The following is a 20,193-nucleotide window of genomic DNA, read 5'->3' as shown; positions in this document are numbered from 1 at the left end:
GCTCACTTCAGTGGCCGGTCCCGGACCGCCTCGATGTGTTCGGCCACCGCGACGACGACCACCCGGGTGTCGGACACCGTCGCCCGCCACCGGTGGCGCACCCCGCCGGTCAGGTAGAGCGTGTCGCCGCGGCCGAGCCGGTACGCCCGGCCCTCCGCCTCGATCTCCACCGCGCCGTCGGCGACGTACATCAACTGGTCGTTGCGGTACTGGAACTCACGGCCCGCGTCATGGTCGCCGGTGAACTCCTGGGCGTGCATCTGATGGTGACCGCGCACCAGGGAACGCGCCCGGGGCAGGCACTGCGGCTCGGGGTCGTCGGCGCGGACGACATCGACGCTGCACGCCGGGTCGGCGGCGGCGAGGAGTTCCACCGCGGTGGTGCGCAGGGCGTCGGCGACCTTCTCCAGGGAGCTCTGGCTGGGGCGGGCGCGTTCGTTCTCGATCTGGCTGAGGAAGGGGACGGACAGGCCGCTGCGTTCGGCCACCACGGCGAGGGTGAGTTCCAGCGCGCGGCGACGCCGCCTGACGGCCGCGCCCACCCGCAGGGGCTGTTCTTTGTGGTCGCCCATCGCTCCGGCTCCCTCCTTCGCTCGTCGGTCCGGTCCTACTCTCCCAAGGACTCTCTGAAGAGTTGTCTGCACCCTACGCATGTTCGGCAAACCGTTTCATGCGCCCGTCACATTGCCGTAAACCCCGCATGGGGCATCACGCCAACTCCAGCCAGTAGATCAGCTCTCCGCCGTCCGTGTTCGGGGTTTCCGCTGTCAGGACGAACCCCGCTGACCACGACCGCCCCCTGAGGCTCAGGGGGCGGCATAGCTGTATGTGGTTGTCCAAATCCTTGCGGCGCCCGGTCGACCGGGAGGCCGGCCGGCTACTGCGGTGTCATCCGCTCCACCATGTCCGGGTGCTCCTTCAGCCAGGCCGCGACCGCTTCCTCCTCGTGGCCCTGCCCACGCTCGTTGATCTCGGCCTCCAGGGTGCCGAGCTCGTCCTCGCTCATCCGGAAGTTCTTGATCCACTCGGTGAGCCGCGGGTACTGCTCGGGGAACTTCTCGTTGGCGACGGTCCGGATGGTGTTGCCCTCGCCGAAGAGCTTCTTGTCGTCCTTCAACTTGGTGAGCTCGTACTTGCTGTACGCCCAGTGCGGAGACCAGAGGACGACCGCGACGGGCTGTTTCCTGGCGTACGCGCGCTTCAGCTCGGCGAGCATCGCGGGCGTGGAGCCGTCGACGACGTCGTACTCCTTGTCGAGGCCGTAGCCCGGCAGGACCTTCTTCTTGAGGAGGTTCATCTCGCCGGTGCCGGGCTCGATACCGATGATCTTCCCGTCGAAGAGGCCGGCCTTGCCCTTGAGGTCCTCGTAGGACTTGACTCCCTTCACGTACGAGGGAACCGCGACCTCCAGTGAAGTGGGCTCGTACCAGGTTCCGAGGTCGGCGAGTCTGTCCTTGTTCTTGTCCCAGTAGTTCGCCTGCGCGTACGGCAGCCAGGCGTCGAAGTTGAGGTCCAGGTCCCCGGAGGCGAGGCCCGTGTAGACCGGGCCCACGTCCATCTGCTTGAGGTTGAGCCGGTAGCCGCGGCGCTCCAGGACGTTCTTCCAGAGGTAGGTGACGGCGATGTCCTCGTCCCAGGGGAACCAGGCCACGTCGATCGGGTTCCTGGCCTCGGCGGGGGTGGCGGTGCCGGCGACCGGGGCCAGCTTGTCGACCACGTCCGGGTTGGCCTTCAGCCAGGTGCGGACGGCGTCCTGCTGCTTGCCCTTGCCCGCCTTGTTGATCTCGGCTTCGAGGCCGGTGAGCTGTTTCTCGCTCATCCGGAAGTCCTTCAGCCACCCGGCGACGACCGGGTCGTCCTCGGCGAAGCCCTTGCGGGCGACGGTGTGCACACCGTCGCCCTTGCCCCAGGCGCCCTTCGGGTCCTTGAGCTTCTTCAGGTCGTAGTCGCTGTACGCCCAGTGCGGCGACCAGAGCGTGACGACGATCGGCTCCTTCTTGCTGTACGCGCGCTTCAGCTCGGCCAGCATCGCGGGCGTGGAGCTGTCGACGACCTTGTACTCCTTGTCGAGGCCGTACTCCCCCAGGACCTTGCTCTTCAGCAGCCCCATCATTCCGGCGCCGGACTCGATGCCGGTGATCTTCCCGCCGAAGGCGGCCGCCTTGCCCTTGAGGTCGTCGAGCGAGTCGACGTCCTTCATGTACGACGGGACGCTCAGCTCCAGCGAGGTCGGGCCGTACCAGGAGCCCAGGTCGTCGAGCCGGTCGCCGTGCTTCTTCCAGTACTCGGCGTGGGTGGTCGGCAGCCAGGCGTCGGTCTGGAAGTCGACGTTGCCGGAGGCGAGGGAGGTGTAGAGCGGGCCCGCGTCGAGCTGCTCGGCCTCGACCTCGTAGCCGCGCCGCTCCAGGATCTCCTTCCAGAGGAAGGTGGAGGCGATGCCCTCGTCCCAGGGGATGTAGCCGATGCTGACCTTCTTGCCCTGGCCCACGTTCTCGCCGGCCGGGGTGGCGCTGTCGGTCCTGCCGCCGAACATGCCCATGCCGCCGGCCACCAGGGCGAGGACGACCACGCCGATGACGGCGACCTGCGGACGGGGGCGGTACGACCAGATCTTCAGCCCGTGGGCGGCGCGGGCCTTGGCGGCGGCCCGGCGGCCCAGCGGGGAGACATGGGCGCCCAGGGCGCTCGTCATGCGGTCGAGGTAGATCGCGAGGATCACGATGGCGATGCCCGCCTCGGAGCCGAGGCCGACGTCGAGCTGGCCGATGGCCTCGTTGACGCGGCCGCCGAGGCCGCCGGTGCCGACCATGCCGGCGATCGCGGCCATGGACAGGCCGAGCATGATGACCTGGTTGACGCCCGCCATGACGGTCGGCAGGGCGAGCGGGAGCTGGACGCGCAGGAGGGTGTTCCTGGGAGTCGTGCCGAACGCCTCGGCCGCCTCGACCAGTTCCTTGTCGACCTGGCGGATGCCCAGCTCGGTCATGCGCACACCGGGGGCGAGCGCGAAGATCAGGGTGGCGACGATGCCCGCGGAAGCGCCGGTGCCGAAGAAGAGGATCGCCGGGATGAGGTAGATCATCGCGGGCAGCGTCTGCATGAAGTCCAGGACCGGCCGGACCAGTCCGCTGACCCGGTCGGAGCGTGCCGCCCAGATGCCGACGGGCACGGAGATCAGCAGGGCGATGATCGTGGCGACGAGGACCAGCGAGAGGGTCACCATCGCGTCGTCCCACAGTTCGAGGGAGTCGATGAAGGCGAAGCCCGCGAAGGTGAGGAGTCCGGCGGTGGTGCCGCGCAGCCAGAAGGCGACGATGGCGAAGATGCCCGCGAGGAGCAGGGGCCGGGGCGCCTGGAGGACGGCGTCGATGCCGTCGTAGGTGCCGGTGAAGACGGTCTTGAGGAAGTCGAAGAGCCAGGCCATGTGGCCGAGCAGCCAGTCGACCGCGTCGTTGACCCAGTCGCCGAGCGGGATCCTAGGCATGGGCGGTCTCCCGGTCCTGCTCGCCGAGGAAGCCGATCAGGCGTTGCGCGGGGACCACCCCGACGAGTTCCCGCTTGTCGTCGAGGACGGCGACGGGGTGGGTCAGGCGGGCGCTGACAGCACAGAGTTCGGCGAACGTGGTGTCGGGGCTCACGGTCTCGCAGCCGCTCGCGCATCCGCACTCGGCCTCGTCGCCGCGTACGTCCGTGTCCATGACGGCGGACGCGGTGAGCACCCGGGACCGGTCGACGTCCCGGGTGAAGGAGGCGACGTAGTCGTCGACGGGCCGGACGAGGATGTCCTCGGCGGTGCCGGTCTGCACGATGCGCCCGTCGCGCATCACGGCGATCCGGTCGCCCAGCCGCATGGCCTCGTTGAGGTCGTGGGTGATGAAGACGATGGTCTTCTTCAGGGTCTGCTGGAGCTCCAGGAGCTGGTCCTGCATGTCGCGGCGGATCAGCGGGTCCAGGGCGCTGAAGGACTCGTCCATCAGCAGCAGGTCGGCGTCGGTGGCGAGGGCGCGGGCGAGGCCCACGCGCTGCTGCATTCCGCCGGACAGCTCGTCGGGCCAGGACTTCTCCCAGCCCCCCAGGCCGCACAGTTCGAGCGCCTCGGCGGCCCGCTTCAGCCGCTCGGCCTTGGCGACGCCCTGGACCTCCAGGCCGTACGCGGCGTTCTCGGCGACGCTGCGGTGCGGGAAGAGAGCGAAGTGCTGGAAGACCATGCTGATCTTCCTGGCCCGGACCGAGCGCAGTTCGCGGTCGCTGAGGGCGGTGAGGTCCTGGCCGTCGAAGCGGACGTGTCCGGCGGTGGGCTCCAGGAGGCCGTTGAGCATGCGCAGCAGCGTGGACTTCCCCGATCCGGACAGGCCCATGACGACGAAGATCTGGCCGGGCTCCACGGTGAAGGAGGCGTCGACCACCGCGGCGGTGGTGCCGTCGGCGCGGAGCTCCTCTCGCTCGGCCCCATTGCGCAGTCTCTCGACTGCCTCACTCGGTCGTCTGCCGAACACCTTGTAGAGATGTTCGGCTTCCAGGCTGGCTGACACGCGTACCTCTTGGCTCGGGGGCGGGGGTCAGTGGCGGCGCCTGCCCCCGACCGACCAGGGCAAACGCCCGAGTGGTTCAGTTCACAACCAGTCCGTGGGATCACCGCCCGGGCTTCACAACGGCCAGGAGCGTCGCCGTACCGCTGACTGTCGGTGCCGTACGGCATGATGCGAGACGTGACCGGACGACTGATGCTCCTCGACACCGCCTCCCTCTACTTCCGCGCCTACTTCGGCGTCCCGGAGTCCGTGAAGGCCCCGGACGGTACGCCGGTGAACGCCGTGCGCGGGCTGCTGGAATTCATCGACCGCCTGGTCAAGGACCACCGCCCGGACGAGCTGGTGGCCTGCATGGACGCCGACTGGCGTCCCCAGTGGCGGGTCGACCTCATCCCCTCCTACAAGGCGCACCGCGTGGCCGAGGAGCATGAGGCGGGGCCGGACGAGGAGGAGGTGCCGGACACGCTGTCTCCGCAGGTACCGGTCATCGAGGCGGTCCTCGACGCGCTCGGCATCGCGCGCGTGGGCGTCACCGGCTATGAGGCGGACGACGTCATCGGCACGTTCACCGCGCGGGCGAAGGGCCCGGTCGACATCGTGACCGGCGACCGCGACCTGTACCAGCTGGTGGACGACGACCGCGGCATCCGGGTGCTGTACCCCCTCAAGGGCGTGGGCACGCTCCAGCTCACCGACGAGGCGTGGCTGCGCGAGAAGTATGGGGTCGACGGGCGCGGGTACGCGGATCTGGCGCTGCTGCGGGGCGACCCGAGCGACGGTCTGCCGGGGGTGCCCGGCATCGGGGAGAAGACGGCGGCCAAGCTGCTGGCGGAGTTCGGCGACCTCGCCGGGATCATGGCCGCGGTCGACGACCCGAAGGCGAAGCTCACACCCTCGCAGCGCAAGCGCCTGGACGAGTCGCGGCCGTATGTCGCGGTGGCGCCGAAGGTGGTGCGGGTCGCGGACGACGTGCCGCTGCCGGACGTCGACACGACCCTGCCGCGCGGTCCGCGCGACCCGGCGGCGGTGGAGGAGCTGGGGGCCCGTTGGGGCCTGGGCGGCTCGCTCAAGCGACTGCTGACGACCCTGGCGCCGTAAATCATCTTCTCCGCTGGGCGAATCAGCTTCTCACCTGAGGGCGATGGCACTCCTGTCCTTGGCTTAATCTTGGCCTCGGACAAGGGGTGTTGAGCAGGGGGGAGATGCTAACTTAGGTAAGCCTAAGCATGGGAGCAGGGAGGCCGTCATGGCAGAACGACCGGCACGTAAGCCGCGGAAGCCGCATTCCGCTCAGGTCGTCCGCACCGAGCGACTGACCCCGCACATGCAGCGGGTGGTGCTCGGTGGCGACGGGCTCGCCGAGTTCGCGGCGGACACCTGCACCGACCATTACGTGAAGCTGCTGTTCCCGGCGGGGGGTGCCGTCTATCCCGAGCCCTTCGACATGGAGCGGATCCGCGAGGAGTTCCCGCGCGAGCAGTGGCCGGTGACCCGGACCTACACGGTCCGCCACTGGGATGCCGAGCACTCCGAGATGACCCTCGACTTCGTGATCCACGGTGACGAGGGCCTCGCCGGCCCGTGGGCGATGCGGGTACAGCCGGGCGAGACCGTCCGCTTCATGGGCCCGGGCGGCGCCTACGCCCCCGATGCCGCCGCCGACTGGCATCTGCTCGTCGGTGACGAGAGCGCGCTGCCCGCCATCGCCCGTTCCCTGGAGGCGCTGCCCGAGGGTGTCACGGCGTACGCCTTCGTCGAGGTGGCCGGCCCCGAGGAGGAGCAGAAGATCGACTCCGATGTGGAGGTCGGCTGGCTGCACCGCGGGGACCGACCGGTCGGCGAGGCGCTGACCGAGGCCGTGCGGGCGCTGGACTTTCCCGAGGGGCGGGTGCATGCCTTCGTCCACGGCGAGGCGCACTTCGTGAAGGAGCTGCGGCACCTGCTGCGGGTCGAGCGCGAGATCCCGCGCGAGGATCTGTCGATCTCCGGCTACTGGCGGCTCGGCCACAACGAGGACGGCTGGCAGGCCTCCAAGCGGGAGTGGAACGCGCGCATCGAGAGCGAGCAGGAGGGCACGCCGGCGGCGTAGCCCGGCGGTCAGCGGTTAGCCGTTAGCGGTTTCGGGAGGGCGCCGGGGCGCCCTCCTTCGCCTTTCCCGCTGCACCGACTTTCCTGCTACACCGACCGCTGATACGACCTGAACGTCCGTATCGACAGCCACACCGCCGCCACCGCGAGCGCCAGCAGCGCCCCGCCGCGCCCCAGCACCGCACCCCAGTCCGGGTTCTCGGACAGTGCCGAGCGACCGGCCACCATCGCCCAGTTCAGCGGGTTGAAGTCGGCGATGTGCCGCATCCAGGACGGCATCTGGCTCGGCGCCATGAAGGCGGAGGACAGGAACGTCAGCGGCAGCAGCAGGAAGGTGTTGATGCCGATGATCGACTCACGCTCCCGCACCAGCATCCCCAGCGCGTTGGAGAGCGCCCCGAAGACGGTGCCGAGCAGGACCGAGGCGAGGACCAGCACCGCGACCCCCGCGATCCCGCCGGGGTAGTCCGCCCCGCCCAGCAGCCCGAGCAGCACGATGACGACCGACTGCGCGGCGGTGACCAGGCCGTTGTTGACGACATTGCCGTTCATCAGCGCGGCCCTGCTGACCGGGGTCGTCAGGAACCGGTCCAGGGTCCCGCGCTGGATCTCGTCGAGCGTGGTCATCCCGGCCCACATGTTGGAGCTCAGCGCACTCATCACGACCACGCCGGGGACCAGATAGTCGAGGTACGAGGTGGTGCCGAAGCCGCCGAGTTCGACGACCTCGCGGAACAGGCTGCCGAACAGGAACAGCCAGATCACCGGCTGGATGAGAGTGATGATCGCGTAGGCGGGCTGCCGTACGAACACCATGAGTTGACGTTGCGTCATGTACCAGGTCTGGGTGACGGCGGCACTCATCGGGCACCTCCCGCGAGGGCCAGGTCGGCGGCCGCGTCGGCCTCCGGGGCCCGCCCGGCTTCCTCGGCCTCCGAGTAACGGCGGCCGGTGTACCGCAGGTACACGTCGTCGAGCGAGGGCCGGGCGACGGTCGCGGCGGCGACGCCGACCCCGGCACGCTCAAGTGCCCCCAGCAGGGCGGGCATCGCCGCCGCCCCGTCGTCGGCGCGGACGCTGACCCGGTGCCCGTCGACCAGCACCTCGTGCACGCCCGGCAGTCCGCCGAGGGCGCCCTTCAGCAGCGTACGACCGGCTTCGCCGACGGTGGCGCGGAGTTCCATGTGGACGGCGTCGCCGCGGAGTTCGCCCTTGAGGGAGTCCGGGGTGCCCTCGACGACGACCCGGCCGCGGTCGACGATGGCGACGCGTTCGGCGAGCCGGTCGGCCTCTTCCAGATAGTGCGTGGTGAGCAGGATGGTCAGCCCCTCCTCCCCCGCGAGCCGGCCGATCTCGTCCCACATCGCGCTGCGGGCCTCGGGGTCGAGGCCGGTGGTGGGCTCGTCCAGGAAGAGCACCTCGGGGCGGTGCACCAGGCCGAGGGCGACGTCGAGGCGGCGCCGCATGCCGCCGGAGTAGCCCTTGACCCGGCGGTCGGCGGCGTCGGCGAGGGTGAAGCGGCCGAGGAGTTCGGTGACCCGGTCGTCGAGGGCGGCGCCCTTGAGGCCGTAGAGCCTGCCCTGGAGCCGGAGGTTCTCACGGCCGGTGGCGCCGGGATCGGCGCCGGAGTTCTGGGCGACCACGCCGATCGCACGGCGCACCCGGTCCGGGTGCCGCAGCGCGTCGTGGCCGGCCACCGTCGCCGTGCCCGAGTCGGGGCGGGCCAGGGTGGTGAGGATCTTGACGGTGGTGGACTTGCCGGCGCCGTTGGGGCCGAGCAGGCCGAAGACGGTGCCGGGTTCGACGGTGATGTCCATGCCGTTGAGGGCGGTGACCCCGCCGGGGTAGGTCTTGATCAGTTGCCGCGCCTCGACTGCGGGCGCGCGGGTGTTCATGACACGGGCGTTCATGACAGGTGCTCTCCTGAGTGAGCGGATGACAGCTGATCCGCTTGAGGAGCACCGGGCTATCCTGGGTGTGCCGCACCTCGATCGCCTGGATGTGCCTCTCGGCGGATTCAGCTCGGGGTTCGAGGCCCCGGCGGGCTGCTGCAACAGCCGTGCCGGGGCCTGTTCTTCGTCAGATCACGGTTCGTGGAACGCCTTCCACTCCTCGATTCCGGGCAGTGCGCCCTTCTTGACCTCGTCGAGAAAGCCGCGGACCCACTCGGTCTCCGCCTCGGCCATGTGGAGCTGGTACTCCATCTCCACCAGGAAGAGCCGGGGCACGCTCTCGTAGAGCTTGTCGAGCGCGCCCCGGTCCCTGGCGACATGGACCTCCAGGGTGCTGAGCCGCTCCTCCAGCAGCCGCACCACGTCGTCCGGGTGCAGTACGCCGAGCAGCGAGAGCGCGGTCTCGAAGATCGGGTACTCCTTGGTCGGGGTGGCGACCAGGTCCGACATCCACTCGGTGGTCTCCTGGCGGCCGGCCGCGGTGATGCCGTAGACCGTCCGCTCGGGGCGGTTGCCCTGTCGCTCCACGTCGGTGACCTCGACGAAGCCGTGCTTCTCCAGGCTCTGGACGACCGTGTAGAGCGAGCCGTAATTGATCTTCGTACTGGTGTCCTTGCCCTGGCGGCGCAGGGTCTGGGCGATCTCGTAGGGGTGCATCGGCTTCTGCCACAGGGTCGCCAGCACGGCGAGCGCCAAGGGGTTGCGGAGCTTGCGGCGCTGCGGGGGCATGGTCCGATTCACCTCGCTTCCGAATATCCGTAGCCGAACATATCGCGACCATCGAAGACTCGTCAATAGACACGATGTATCGTGTTTAGGCGGATGAGGCAAGGGGTGGGGCGCGGGGTGGCCCAAGGGCGCGTCAGGGCGCGTCGGACCGTCGAAGCCCCGCCAGGAGAAGGGCGATCAGGCGCCGGGGGTCATAGCGGGGGTCGCTCTCGTGGCCGACGCAGAGGTTGCCGATGCCGCGCATCAGCTCGTAGGGCTGCACGCCGGGCCTGATGTCGCCGGACTCGACCGCGGCGTCGAGCAGTCGGGCGCAGACGGGCAGCAGCCGGTCGAGGAAGTAGTCGTGCAGCGCGGCGAAGCGCTCACGCTCGGACTGCAGAGCGTCGGCGAGTCCGTGCTTGGTGACGAGGAAGTCCACGAAGAGGTCGATCCACCGGCGCAGCGCGTCGAACGGGGTGTCGGCGTCGGCCAGCAGGGCCGGGCCGGCCTCGGCGCACGCCTCGATCTGGTGGCGGTAGACGGCGGTGACGAGGTCCGCCCGGGTCGGGAAGTGGCGGTAGATCGTGGCCATCCCGACGCCCGCCCGGGCCGCGATCTGACGGATCGGCGCGTCCACGCCACCGGTCACGAAGATCTCGGCGGCGGCATCGAGAACCGTCTGCCGGTTGCGCTGGGCGTCGGCCCGCTTGCCTCGGGGCGCGGACTGCCCCGCGGAGCGATCGCTGGTCATCACGTTCTCTTTCCACGCCGGTCCAACACCGATTGACAAAACGGAGCAGCGCTCCGAATACTAAATGGAGCAGTGTTCCGCTTCAGGTTAGCCGAAGTGGGACGCGTCTGCCGTTGCGCCCTCGCGCCGACCTGCCCGCATCCCGCACCCCGTATCTCGCACCTCAGATCCCGCATCCCCGCATCCGAAAGGGAACCCCCATCGTGAGCACCTCCACCCCGGTCCTCTCCTTCAGCCCCGTGACCCTCTCCGTGCCCGGACGCCCCGTGGATCTCCAGGTGCGGGTCACCGCACCCGCGACAGGAACCGGCCTCCCGGTCATCCTGCTCTCGCACGGCCACGGCCCCTCGAACAACCTCTCCTCGCTCAACGGCTACGCGCCGCTCGCCAACCTCTGGGCGGCACACGGCTTCGTCGTCATCCAGCCCACCCACCTCACCTCCAGGACGCTGAGCCACCTGGTCGCCGACGCGCCCGGCGCCCCCGACTTCTGGCGCTCCCGCGCCGAGGACATGTCGCACATCCTCGACCGGCTCGACGTGATCGAGCGCACCGTGCCGCAGCTGGCCGGTCGGATCGACGCCGGCAAGGTCGCCCTCGCCGGACACTCGCTGGGCGGCTTCACCGCCGCCCTCCTGCTGGGCGCCGGGATCACCGACCCCGGCACCGGAAAGGTGGTGCACCTCGTCGAGCCCCGGATCAAGGCGGGCGTGCTGCTCGCCGCGCCCGGCAGGGGCGGCGACGTCTACAACGGGCCCATGGCAGCGCAGTGGCCGATCATCGGGGCCGTCGACTTCTCCACGATGACCGCGCCCGCGCTGGTCGTGGTCGGCGACAAGGACGACGCCCCGCACTTCACGGACATGGGACCGGACTGGCACGCCGACGCCTACACCCTCGCCCCGGGCCCGAAGACCCTGCTCACGCTGTTCGGGGCGGAGCACGGGCTCGGCGGGATCGCCGGATACGACGCCGCCGAGACCACCGACGAGAACCCGCAGCTGGTCGCCGCCCTCGCCCGCATCAGCGCGGCGTACCTCCACACCCAGCTCGACTCCGGCGCCCTCGTCGCCTGGCGGACCGAGTGCGAGGCCCTGACGACCGGCCCCGACCAGGTCGGACGGCTCGAATCCAAGTAGGTCACCGGGCGGACGGAAGAGGTCACCCGGGAGCGTGAGGAGTTAGGACCGCCCCGGACATGGCCGCGTCATGCGGGCGAAACAGGGCCTCCCTAATTTCTGTCGCCCGACAGGAATTCAGCGCCCGCACCGCTGTCCCGCTCTTCCGCCCTCATGCCGCCGAAGGCAGGTGCCGCCGTGACGACGACCAGCCCCTCCGAACTCCGCCCCGATCCACCGCACTCCCCCGCCGAGCGCTCCCTCGCCGAGTTCGGCTATCGCCAGGAACTCCACCGCAGCCTGGGCCGGTACGCCTCGTTCGCGGCCGGGTTCTCCTTCATCTCCGTCCTGACGACCGTCTTCCAGTTCTTCGCCTTCGGATACGCGTTCGGCGGCCCCGTCTTCTTCTGGACCTGGCCTGCGGTGCTGCTCGGGCAGCTGATGGTGGCGGCCTGCTTCGCGGAGCTGGCGGCGCGCTATCCCCTCTCCGGCGCGATCTACCAGTGGTCGTCCCGTCTGTCGAACCTCACCTTCGGCTGGTTCGCGGGCTGGATCATGGTGATCGGGCAGGTCGTGGTGGTCGCGGCGGCGGCACTGGCGCTGCAGATGGTGCTGCCGGCGATCTGGTCGGGCTTCCAGCTCATCGGCACGGACCCGGCGCCGACCTCGGCGGACGGCGCGGCCAACGCGGCGCTCCTGGGCGTGTTCCTACTGATCCTGACGACGCTCGTGAACGTGCTCGACAACCGGGTGATGTCCGTGATCAACCGGGTCGGGGTGACGGCCGAGATCATCGGCGCGGTGCTGATCGTCGTCCTGCTCCTGACCCACTCCGAGCGCACACCGAGCATCACCTTCCACACCGAGGGCGCCGCCCAGTCCGGCCTGCTCGGCGCCCTGTTGGTGGGTTCGTTCACGGCGGCGTACGTGATGATCGGTTTCGACAGCGCGGGCGAGATGAGCGAGGAGACCCGCGATCCCCGCCGCACCGCACCCCGCACGATCCTGACCGCGCTGGGGGCGGCGGGCCTCCTCGGGGGCCTGATCGTCCTGGGCGGCCTGCTGGCGGCGCCCAGCCTGACGGACGGCCGCCTGGCGGTGGACGGGCTGAGCTACGTCCTCACCAGCAGCCTGGGCGACGGCGTGGGCAAGCTGCTCCTGGCGGACGTGGTGGTGGCGATCGCGGTGGCGACCCTGGCCATCCAGACCGCGGCCTGCCGCATGCTGTTCTCGATGGCCCGCGACACCCAGCTCCCCTTCTCCGCCCGGCTGGCCCGGGTCCACCCCCGCACGGGCATGCCCAACGCCCCCGCCCTGGTGGTGGGCGTCCTGGCGGCGGCCCTGCTCCTGCTCAACTTCGCCTCCCCCGAGGCGTTCCTGGCCATCGGCACGACCTGCATCGTCATGCTCTACCTCGCGTACGCGATGGTCACGGGCCCGCTCCTGGTCCGCAGGATCCGCGGCGAGTTCACCTCGGAGGGCACGGACGAGACCGGCGCCAAGCTCTTCTCCCTGGGCCGCTGGGGCATCCCGGTCAACGCCCTCGCCCTCCTCTACGGCCTGTTCATGACGGTCAACCTGGCCTGGCCGAGGGCGGAGGTGTACGACCCGGCGGGCGGCCACTGGTACTTCCAGTGGTTCACCGTCCTGTTCCTCGGGGCGACGCTGGTGCTGGGCGTGGGCTGGCGGGCGTACTCCGGGCGCAGGTCGGCCGTACCGGCGGCCGCCGCCTGAGCGCTCCGCCGGAAGGGCGGCGAGGGGTTGTCGGTCGGCTGCGCCGCCGTCGTGGCTGGTCGCGCACGGCAGCGGGGCTGCTGGCAGATACAGCCCCGCGCCGCTTCAGAGCGCTGCCGAACCGCAGTCGGCCTCGCCCGATCCGCTCAGGTCAGTCGCCCTGCACGCGCGCGTGGAGGTGCATGTCGTGCCAGCCGTCCGGGTGGAGGACCGCGCTGCGCAGGGTGCCCTCCAGGGCGTAACCGGTCTTGGCGGCCACGCGGCACGAGGCCTCGTTGCCGACGGCGTGCCACAGTTCGAGGCGGTGGAAGCCGATGTCGTCGAGGGCCCAGCGGGTCAGGGCGGTGGTGGCGCGGGCCGCGACGCCCTGGCCCCGGGCCTCGGGCGCCGTCCAGTACGCCGTCTCCGCGCGGCCCTCGTCCAGCCGCAGCTCACGAAGCCCGACGCGGCCCGCCAGCCGGTCGGTGTCCGCGTCGACGACGGCCCACTGAGCGGTCCGCTCCTCGGCCCAGTCCTTCAGCCAGCCCTCGATCCACTCGCCCACCTCGGCAACGGAGTCGGCGCTGCGGGCGTGCCACTGGTGCATGACGGGATCCTGGAAGACGGCGTGCACCGCTGGGGCGTCCTCGGCCCGCCAGGGGCGCAGCAGCAGGCCGTCGCCGGTCGGGATCACGGGCTGCGGGGCGTGGGACAGGGCGCCCGGGGAGAGGACCGGGTCTGTGAGGAAGGGCATGGATCGGCATCCTGCCAAGCGGGCGAAGCCCCGCTCAACGCGTTTTACCCTTGATCCCGATGACACGCCGTACCGCTCCCCCGCCCTCCCCGCTCCCCCAGCGCGACGGGGTGGACCCGATGCGTGTGCGCCTGCCCGGCGAGGGCGGCTGGGCCACCGTGCGGGAGCATCTGGTGGAGCGGCTCAGTGGCGCGGGCGCCGGAGTCGTCGAGGGGATGTTCAGCCGGGGGCTGGTCGTCGGCGCGGACGGCGAGCCCGTGGCGCCGGACGCCTCGTACGTGCCGGGCATGTACGTGTGGTTCCACCGGGAGCTGCCGTACGAGGTGCCCGTGCCGTTCCCTCTGGAGATCGTGCACCGCGACGAGCACATCGTCGTCGTGGACAAACCGCACTTCCTCGCCACGACCCCCCGCGGCAGCCACATCACCGAGACCGCCCTCGCCCGGCTGCGCAGAGAGCTCGGCGTCCCGGAGCTCGGCGCCGCGCACCGGCTCGACCGGCTCACCGCGGGGCTGGTGCTGTTCACCGTACGGCCCGAGGAGCGGGGTGCGTACCAGACGCTGTTCCGGGACCGGCAGGTGCGGAAGGTGTACGAGGCCGTCGCGCCGTACGACCCGGCTCTCGCTCTTCCCCGGACCGTGCGGAGCCGGATCGTGAAGGACCGCGGGGTGCTGGCCGCCTATGAGGTCGAGGGCGAGCCGAATGCCGTCAGCCGGGTCGAACTCGTGGACCGGCGCGATGAGTTGGGCCTGTACCGGCTGACCCCGGCCACCGGCCGGACGCATCAGCTGCGCGTCCACATGAACGCCCTCGGCGTGCCCATCCTCGGCGATCCGCTCTATCCGGTCGTCGCCGCCCCCGTGCCGGCCGGCGAGTTCCGGCGACCGCTCCAACTGCTGGCGCGGGCGCTGGAGTTCACCGATCCGGTCACGGGTGTGGCGCACCGGTTCCGGAGCGCTCGGGTGCTGGAGGCCTGGGCCGGCCTCGGCGACCGGGCCGGTCAGTAACCGCGCCACCAGCGCAGGAAGCGGCGCCAGGCACCCATCGGGCGGGCCGGTTCGGGCGCGGGCACGGACTGCGGCGGGGCGGCGGGCGCCGGCTGCGGTTCGGCGGCCGCGGGCTGCGGCTGGGCCGTGCCGACCTGCCAGCTCGGCCGCTGCTCCGGCACGGGGGCATGGGCCGGCTTCTGCATGATGTCCTGCTGCGGCTTGGGCGCGAACCGGACCGGCAGTTCCACGAGGTGGCGTGAGGAGATCGACTGCCGCCACTCCAACTCGTCCTCGTCGCAGTCGAGCTGGACGTCGGGCAACCGCATCAGCAGTGCGTCCACACCGGTGTCGGCGATACCACGGGCGATGTCCTGGCCGGGGCATTCGTGGGGGCCGCCGCCGAAGGCGAGGTGCGAGCGGTTGCCCTGCATGTTGGCTTGGAGGTCGGGGCGCACGCGCGGGTCGACGTTGCCCGGTGCGATGCCGAAGAGGAGACCGTCACCCTTGCGGATGCGCTGGCCGCCCAACTCGGTGTCCTGCTTGGCGTAGTAGGCGAAGACGGTGCTGAACGGCGGCTCGTCCCACAGGGACTGCTCGACCGCCTGCGGGACCGTCATCTGACCGCCGTTGAGCTGGGCGCGGAAGCCGGGGTTGGTCAGTACGGCGCGCAGGACGTTGCCGATGAGGTTGACCGTCGCCTCGTAGGCCGCCATGAGGACGAGCCAGAGGTGGGTGGTGACCTCCTCGTCGGTGAGGTTCGCCGGGTGCAGGACGAGGTGGCTGGCGAAGTCGTCGTCGGGCTGCTTGCGGCGACGGGCGGCGAGGCCCTGGAGGACGCCCATGACGTACGCCTGGCTGGCGTTGGCGGTCTCGGTGCCCTTGAGCAGGTCGCGGGTGGCCTGGACGAGCCGGTCGTTGTACTCCTCCGGCATGCCGAAGATCTCGCACATGATGGCCATGGGCAGGTGCTCGGCGAACTGGCCGATCAGATCGGCCTCGCCCACTTCGCAGAACTCGTTGGCCAGGCGCTGGGTGTAGCGGTTGATGTGGCGGCGGATCGAGCGGTAGTTGATCGTCGACATGGCGCCCGTGACGGCGCCGCGCAGGCGCAGGTGCTCGTCGCCCTCGGCGTAGGAGCAGATGGGGGCCCAGGCGATGTGCGGCATCATCGGGTGGTCGGGCTTGACCATGCCCTCGATCTGCGGGGTCCAGATGCGGCTGTCCCGGCAGAAGTGCGAGGGCGTGCCGACCATGTGGAGGTTCTCGGCGTGGCCGAGCACGATCCACATCGGCACGTCGTCGTGGAGGAGCACGGGCGCCACCGGGCCGTGTTCCTCGCGGAGTTGCTCGTAGAGGCCTTCGAGGTCCTCCGCCTCGGGGCCGTACAGCCGGTGCAGTCCGCCGGGGCCGCGGCCGTGGGCGGGGCAGCCGGGGGGCGGGCCGGTCGTGGGGTCCGCACCGGTCAGGGAGTGGGATTCAGGCGTCACTGGGGTCGCTCCGAAGTGGATCCGGTTGCTGGGGAGTTGAGGTCGGGGCTCACCGCGGGCTCAGGTGAGCTGACCCGTCAGTGCGAGCGAGTGCAGGAAGCGCATCAGGGTCATCAGGGTGTCGCGGCTGGAGGCCCGGCGGCGCGCGTCGCACTCCACGATGGGGATCTCCGGGGCAAGGTCGAGCGCGCTGCGCAGGTCCGCGACGGGGTAACGGGGCCCGTCCGGGAAGGTGTTGACGGCGACGACGAAGGGCACGCCGCGCTCCTCCAGACGTCCTATGACGTCGAAGCTGACTTCGAGCCGGCGGGTGTCGACCAGCACCACCGCGCCCAGCGCGCCCTCGAACAGGCCGTTCCACAGGAACCAGAAGCGTTCCTGGCCCGGGGTGCCGAACAGGTACAGCACGAGCTGGTCGGTGATGCTGATACGGCCGAAGTCCATGGCCACGGTGGTGGCGGTCTTGGTCTCGGAGCCGTAGTTGTCGTCGACCCCGATGCCGGCCTGGGTCATGGTCTCCTCGGTGGTCAGCGGCCTGATCTCGCTGACCGAGCCGACCATCGTCGTCTTGCCGACTCCGAATCCGCCCACGATCACGATCTTCACCGCGGCCTGGGCCGTGTGCGGCAGATGATCCTCTTTGCGTGGTCCGGGGATGGTGTCAGAGCCTTTGAAGTCCATGCATCACCGCTTCGAGAAGGGAACGGTCGGGGAGCGACTGGCGGACGATCGGGGCGCGTGCCGTCACCAGTTCGGCCGTCAGCATCTCGGTGAGCAGCGCGGTCATCACACTGAACGGCAGGCTCAGATAGGCCGAGAGCTCGGCGACCGAGATCGGGGCCGTGCTGAGCCGGAGGATCGCCGTCTGCTCCGGGGTGGCGGAGGGCGGCGGGTCGGCGCGCGCCACGATTAACGCGACGAGGTCGAGGTCGGCTCGCTTCCCGTCCGGTCCGGCGACCACATAGAGCCGTTCCGGGGGGCGCTTTCCGTTGCCCTCGCCCGTGGGTTGGGGGGGCGGTTCTTCCGGCGTCTGGTTCGGGTATCGCCGTCGGCGTTGCGGAGGAGTCATACGGTCTGCCCGTTCCGCCGGGGCGGACTGGTGAGGTGGGCGCCGATTCTGACGACGAGGTCGCGCATGCGGTTGCTCATCAGACCGGGTTCGGCGACCACGTCGGACAGGACCGCGAGATAGGCGTTGGCGCCCGCGGCCATCAGATAGAAGTAGCCGCCGTTGATCTCGATGATGACCATCTTCATCCGGCCGTCGCTGTCCGGGATCTCGTGGGCGACGGCGTGGGCGAGGCTCTGGAGCCCCGCGCAGGCCGCGGCGACACGGTCGGCGGCGTCCGGGTCGCCGCCGTAGCGCGCGATGCGCAGGCCGTCGGCGGAGAGCACCACGATCATCTCGATGCCTGGTACCCCGTCGGCGAGATCCTTGAGCATCCAGTCGAAGTTGGCGCGCTGCTGGATCACGTGTGGTCCCTCTCGTCGTCGGCCTCGGTGCGGGCCGGCTCGGTGGTCTGCTGGGTGGGTGCGCTCGGGTCGGGGTCGCCCTTGAGTCCGTTCCAGAAGGCCTCCACCCACAGTCCGGGCTCGGGTTCCTTCTTGTCCGGCTCGGGGGCGGGGGCGGGCGTCGACCAGATGGTCGGCCTGCCCTCCCGCTCGGCCTTCTCGATGGCGGCCTGTTCGGCGATCCGCTGGCTGAGCGGGGTCTTGACCCGGCTGCGGCGCTGCGGCAGCCCGCCCGCGGTCCACTCGGTGACCACGGGGACGTCGTCCTCCATGGAGACACCGGCGGGGATGCGCGGGCTGGTGGGACGGCGCCGCTTCGGTGCGCGCTTGGGACCTTCGAGCGCACCTTCGGTCTTCGGCACGGCGCCGGCGCCGATGCCGTGGGCGAGTCCGGGGGCCGGATCGCTGGTCATCATCTCGCGCGGCACGATCAGCACGGCGCGGACGCCGCCGTAGGCCGAGGAGCGCAGCGAGACCTGCATGTTGAACTGGGTGCAGAGCCGGCCGACGACGGCCAGGCCCAGGCGTGGGGAATCGCCCAGGTCCTGGAGGTCGACACCGGCCTTGGCGCTCTCCAGCATGCCTTCGGCCCGGTTGCGGGCCTCCTCGCTGAAGCTGACTCCGGCGTCCTCGATCTCGACGGCGACGCCGGTCTGCACCTCGGTGGCGGTGACGTGGACCTTGGTCTGCGGCGGTGAGTAGCGCGTGGCGTTGTCCAGGAGTTCCGCGACGGCGTGGATGACCGGTTCGACGGAGATGCCGCGGATGTTGACCTGGGCGATGGAGACCAGCTTGATGCGGCGGTACTCGAGGATGCGGGACATGCCGCCGCGCAGCACGCTGTACAGGGGGACGGGGTCGGGCCACTGACGGCTGGGACGGCCGCCGCCGAGGACGGAGATGGAGTCGGCGAGGCGGCCGATCAGCGCGGTGCCGTGGTCGATGCGCAGCAGGTCGTCGAAGACCTCGGGGTTGCGGCCGTGGTCCTCCTCCATCTCGCGGAGTTCGTTGTTCTGCTGGTGCACGATCGCCTGCACGCGGCGGGCGATGGAGACGAAGGAGCGCTGGGTGGAGTCGCGGAGGGCTTCCTCGCGGTCGATGATGTCGAGCAGGGTCTTGATCAACATCATCTGCGGCTCGGGGAGTTCGCGGTAGGAGGGGTCGATCTCGCCGATGCGGCGAATCACCTCACCGGGCGAATTTCCGGATCGCAACCGGTGGATCGTGGCGGGCACGATCTCCTTGGCGAGCCGGTGCATCTCGCCCTCGTGGGCGGCGACCCGTTGATGCAGATACGCAGTGTCACGGGCATGTTCGGCCCGCAGCTTGCGCAGGGCCCGGCCACGGCGCACCACTTCGGAAGCCGTCGCGAGCACCAGGAGCATCCCGACGGTGCCGCACACGGCGACGGCCGTCCGGGCGGGCTCCGTGACAACGGCGGCTGCGGCTCCGGTGGCCGCGGCCATCGCTATCGCGGGCAGCAACAGCACGCGCGCGTAGGGAAGTTCACGGCGTACGGGTGGGGATTGAACACTCACCATGTAAGGCCCTCGGAAACAAATCGGCTTGGATGCGCATACATAGGGAACAAGCGCACGAATACATCTCAACTCGGTGCGCCGCGGGCGAGCTTAGTCCGACCGGATCATCGCTGTGTCATATTCAGCAAGCACCTGAAATGGGGTCCGGAGAAGGAGTACCCTCGACTCCATTTACACGCTGCGACTCCACTCGCACACGGTGCGTCACGGCGTACAGGCATGCGAAAAGCACTCACCGTGACGGGTGAAAGCACCCCCGGCCCGGCCCTCGTCCGGCCGGGCCTCAGATGCCGGCGATCCTCAGCGCCGCGTCCGCGGTGGCTTCCGCAAACACCGACACCGGCCGGTCGGGGTCGGAGCGGTGGACCAGGATGACGCCCTCGATCAGCCCGAAGACCAGATCCGTGCGCAGATCGAGCTCACTCTTGGCGAGCGCACCGCCGACCTCGGTCGCGGCCAGCAACTGCCGGTAGGCGTCCTTGAGTTCGGCGCGCACCGCATGGAAGCCGGCGAAGCGCTCGGCGCGCACCTCGGGCAGCAGATAGAGGCCGCCGAGGTTGTGCGTGCCCCCGCACAGCAGCTCCACGTCCGCACGGCACAGCTCCCACAGCCGGTCCTCGGCCGCGGTCGTGTCATCGGCGAGGAGTTCACGGGCGTAGCCGAGCGACGGGGTGACGGTGGACTCCAGGAGCCGGGCGAGCAGCTCCTCCTTGCCGGAGACGTAGTGGTACATCGACGCCTGGCGCATGCCCGCGCGTTCGGCGACGGCCCGGGTGGTGGTGGCCGCGTAGCCGCGGGTGGTGAACAACTCGGCGGCGGCGGCGAGCAGTTCGTCGCGCGGTTCGAGCCCGCTGTCCGGCCGCTGTGCGGCCCGCGGTCTGCCGACCCGCCGTCCACCTGTCGTTCCCATACGTCGATCCTCGCACAGCGTGTCTTGCGGTGATCTTCAAAAGCCGTCGGTCAGGACGGGTGAGGCGGCGGTAACCGGTCCGCAACGCCCGGGCAACCCGTACGACCCGCCCCGCTCCTAATTTCTGTCGCACGACAG

At 70.2% G+C, this 20,193-nt stretch carries 19 protein-coding genes; 5 read left to right on the top strand and 14 right to left on the bottom strand.

Features of this window, described 5'->3' with window-relative positions:
• Positions 1-2: 2 nt before the first annotated feature.
• From PH203_RS10185 to PH203_RS10175, 3 genes are all read right to left on the bottom strand, one after another.
• The gene (locus PH203_RS10185; RefSeq protein ID WP_289918829.1) at positions 3-572 is read right to left on the bottom strand and encodes an XRE family transcriptional regulator; all 570 of its coding nucleotides are present in this window, start codon (positions 570-572) and stop codon (positions 3-5) included.
• A gap of 305 nt (positions 573-877) precedes the next feature.
• Positions 878-3,484 carry an ABC transporter permease/substrate binding protein gene (locus PH203_RS10180; RefSeq protein WP_289918827.1) on the bottom strand — a complete coding sequence of 869 codons (2,607 nt, stop codon included), beginning with the start codon at positions 3,482-3,484 and terminating at the stop codon, positions 878-880.
• Positions 3,477-4,532: a glycine betaine/L-proline ABC transporter ATP-binding protein gene (locus tag PH203_RS10175; RefSeq protein WP_289918822.1), complete on the bottom strand. Its 1,056-nt coding sequence runs from the start codon at positions 4,530-4,532 to the stop codon at positions 3,477-3,479. The genes PH203_RS10180 and PH203_RS10175 overlap by 8 nt, the downstream gene beginning before the upstream one ends.
• A 153-nt stretch (positions 4,533-4,685) precedes the next feature.
• Here PH203_RS10175 and PH203_RS10170 point away from each other — a divergent pair, with 153 nt between their 5' ends.
• Complete coding sequence (locus tag PH203_RS10170) at positions 4,686-5,630, top strand: 5'-3' exonuclease (protein WP_289918821.1); 945 nt, start codon at positions 4,686-4,688, stop codon at positions 5,628-5,630.
• Positions 5,631-5,778: 148 nt separating this feature from the next.
• Positions 5,779-6,621: a siderophore-interacting protein gene (locus PH203_RS10165; RefSeq protein WP_289918819.1), complete on the top strand. Its 843-nt coding sequence runs from the start codon at positions 5,779-5,781 to the stop codon at positions 6,619-6,621.
• 86 nt (positions 6,622-6,707) lie between these two features.
• Here PH203_RS10165 and PH203_RS10160 read toward each other — a convergent pair whose 3' ends face one another.
• The 4 genes from PH203_RS10160 to PH203_RS10145 all read right to left on the bottom strand — a co-directional run bounded on the left by PH203_RS10160 (position 6,708) and on the right by PH203_RS10145 (position 10,031).
• Positions 6,708-7,484 carry an ABC transporter permease gene (locus PH203_RS10160; protein ID WP_289918815.1) on the bottom strand — a complete coding sequence of 259 codons (777 nt, stop codon included), beginning with the start codon at positions 7,482-7,484 and terminating at the stop codon, positions 6,708-6,710.
• The gene (locus PH203_RS10155) at positions 7,481-8,515 is read right to left on the bottom strand and encodes an ATP-binding cassette domain-containing protein (RefSeq protein WP_289919436.1); all 1,035 of its coding nucleotides are present in this window, start codon (positions 8,513-8,515) and stop codon (positions 7,481-7,483) included. Before PH203_RS10155 ends, PH203_RS10160 begins: the two co-directional genes overlap by 4 nt.
• Positions 8,516-8,704: 189 nt before the next feature.
• Positions 8,705-9,301, bottom strand: coding sequence for a PadR family transcriptional regulator (locus tag PH203_RS10150; protein ID WP_289918813.1), 597 nt, complete (start codon positions 9,299-9,301; stop codon positions 8,705-8,707).
• A 133-nt stretch (positions 9,302-9,434) separates the two neighbouring features.
• Complete coding sequence (locus PH203_RS10145) at positions 9,435-10,031, bottom strand: TetR/AcrR family transcriptional regulator (protein ID WP_289918811.1); 597 nt, start codon at positions 10,029-10,031, stop codon at positions 9,435-9,437.
• A 200-nt stretch (positions 10,032-10,231) separates the two neighbouring features.
• Between PH203_RS10145 and PH203_RS10140 the strand changes: the two genes are divergently transcribed.
• Positions 10,232-11,170: an alpha/beta fold hydrolase gene (locus PH203_RS10140; protein ID WP_289919435.1), complete on the top strand. Its 939-nt coding sequence runs from the start codon at positions 10,232-10,234 to the stop codon at positions 11,168-11,170.
• Between the two features lie 177 nt (positions 11,171-11,347).
• A complete protein-coding gene (locus tag PH203_RS10135; protein ID WP_289918808.1) occupies positions 11,348-12,883 on the top strand; it encodes an amino acid permease in 1,536 nt (511 codons plus the stop codon).
• A 151-nt stretch (positions 12,884-13,034) separates the two neighbouring features.
• Here the strand turns inward: PH203_RS10135 and PH203_RS10130 are convergent, their stop codons facing one another.
• Entirely contained in the window at positions 13,035-13,616 is a 582-nt protein-coding gene (locus PH203_RS10130; RefSeq protein WP_289918805.1) for a GNAT family N-acetyltransferase, read from the bottom strand.
• A 59-nt stretch (positions 13,617-13,675) separates the two neighbouring features.
• On the opposite strand from PH203_RS10130, the gene PH203_RS10125 reads away from it, so the two are divergent.
• Positions 13,676-14,623 carry an RluA family pseudouridine synthase gene (locus PH203_RS10125; protein WP_289918803.1) on the top strand — a complete coding sequence of 316 codons (948 nt, stop codon included), beginning with the start codon at positions 13,676-13,678 and terminating at the stop codon, positions 14,621-14,623.
• Here PH203_RS10125 and PH203_RS10120 read toward each other — a convergent pair.
• The 6 genes from PH203_RS10120 to PH203_RS10095 form a co-directional block, all read right to left on the bottom strand.
• Positions 14,617-16,092, bottom strand: a complete 1,476-nt coding sequence (locus PH203_RS10120; protein WP_289918801.1) for a cytochrome P450 — start codon at positions 16,090-16,092, stop codon at positions 14,617-14,619. The genes PH203_RS10125 and PH203_RS10120 overlap by 7 nt on opposite strands.
• Before the next feature lie 60 nt (positions 16,093-16,152).
• Positions 16,153-16,773, bottom strand: a complete 621-nt coding sequence (locus PH203_RS10115; RefSeq protein ID WP_289918799.1) for an ATP/GTP-binding protein — start codon at positions 16,771-16,773, stop codon at positions 16,153-16,155.
• The gene (locus PH203_RS10110) at positions 16,754-17,161 is read right to left on the bottom strand and encodes a DUF742 domain-containing protein (RefSeq protein WP_289918796.1); all 408 of its coding nucleotides are present in this window, start codon (positions 17,159-17,161) and stop codon (positions 16,754-16,756) included. Before PH203_RS10110 ends, PH203_RS10115 begins: the two co-directional genes overlap by 20 nt.
• On the bottom strand, positions 17,158-17,565 hold the full coding sequence (locus PH203_RS10105) for a roadblock/LC7 domain-containing protein (protein WP_046261836.1): 408 nt from the start codon (positions 17,563-17,565) through the stop codon (positions 17,158-17,160). The genes PH203_RS10110 and PH203_RS10105 overlap by 4 nt, the downstream gene beginning before the upstream one ends.
• Positions 17,562-19,145, bottom strand: coding sequence for an ATP-binding protein (locus PH203_RS10100; protein ID WP_289918786.1), 1,584 nt, complete (start codon positions 19,143-19,145; stop codon positions 17,562-17,564). The genes PH203_RS10105 and PH203_RS10100 overlap by 4 nt, the downstream gene beginning before the upstream one ends.
• A gap of 283 nt (positions 19,146-19,428) precedes the next feature.
• On the bottom strand, positions 19,429-20,055 hold the full coding sequence (locus PH203_RS10095) for a TetR/AcrR family transcriptional regulator (RefSeq protein ID WP_289918783.1): 627 nt from the start codon (positions 20,053-20,055) through the stop codon (positions 19,429-19,431).
• Between the last annotated feature and the right edge of the window lie 138 nt (positions 20,056-20,193).

The organism is Streptomyces sp. S.PB5 (assembly GCF_030403745.1).
Taxonomy (GTDB): domain Bacteria; phylum Actinomycetota; class Actinomycetes; order Streptomycetales; family Streptomycetaceae; genus Streptomyces.
The sequence above is the reverse complement of the archived record's forward strand: the minus strand, read 5'-3'. Positions and strand labels throughout refer to the sequence as shown.

Excerpts from the sequence above, each read along its gene's own strand:
- PH203_RS10185 (WP_289918829.1), bottom strand. The coding sequence starts at position 572 with ATGGGCGACCACAAAGAACAGCCCCTGCGGGTGGGCGCGGCCGTCAGG.
- PH203_RS10180 (WP_289918827.1), bottom strand. The coding sequence starts at position 3,484 with ATGCCTAGGATCCCGCTCGGCGACTGGGTCAACGACGCGGTCGACTGG.
- PH203_RS10165 (WP_289918819.1), top strand. The coding sequence starts at position 5,779 with ATGGCAGAACGACCGGCACGTAAGCCGCGGAAGCCGCATTCCGCTCAG.
- PH203_RS10160 (WP_289918815.1), bottom strand. The coding sequence starts at position 7,484 with ATGAGTGCCGCCGTCACCCAGACCTGGTACATGACGCAACGTCAACTC.
- PH203_RS10155 (WP_289919436.1), bottom strand. The coding sequence starts at position 8,515 with ATGAACACCCGCGCGCCCGCAGTCGAGGCGCGGCAACTGATCAAGACC.
- PH203_RS10150 (WP_289918813.1), bottom strand. The coding sequence starts at position 9,301 with ATGCCCCCGCAGCGCCGCAAGCTCCGCAACCCCTTGGCGCTCGCCGTG.
- PH203_RS10145 (WP_289918811.1), bottom strand. The coding sequence starts at position 10,031 with ATGACCAGCGATCGCTCCGCGGGGCAGTCCGCGCCCCGAGGCAAGCGG.
- PH203_RS10130 (WP_289918805.1), bottom strand. The coding sequence starts at position 13,616 with ATGCCCTTCCTCACAGACCCGGTCCTCTCCCCGGGCGCCCTGTCCCAC.
- PH203_RS10125 (WP_289918803.1), top strand. The coding sequence starts at position 13,676 with ATGACACGCCGTACCGCTCCCCCGCCCTCCCCGCTCCCCCAGCGCGAC.
- PH203_RS10115 (WP_289918799.1), bottom strand. The coding sequence starts at position 16,773 with ATGGACTTCAAAGGCTCTGACACCATCCCCGGACCACGCAAAGAGGAT.
- PH203_RS10110 (WP_289918796.1), bottom strand. The coding sequence starts at position 17,161 with ATGACTCCTCCGCAACGCCGACGGCGATACCCGAACCAGACGCCGGAA.
- PH203_RS10100 (WP_289918786.1), bottom strand. The coding sequence starts at position 19,145 with ATGGTGAGTGTTCAATCCCCACCCGTACGCCGTGAACTTCCCTACGCG.
- PH203_RS10095 (WP_289918783.1), bottom strand. The coding sequence starts at position 20,055 with ATGGGAACGACAGGTGGACGGCGGGTCGGCAGACCGCGGGCCGCACAG.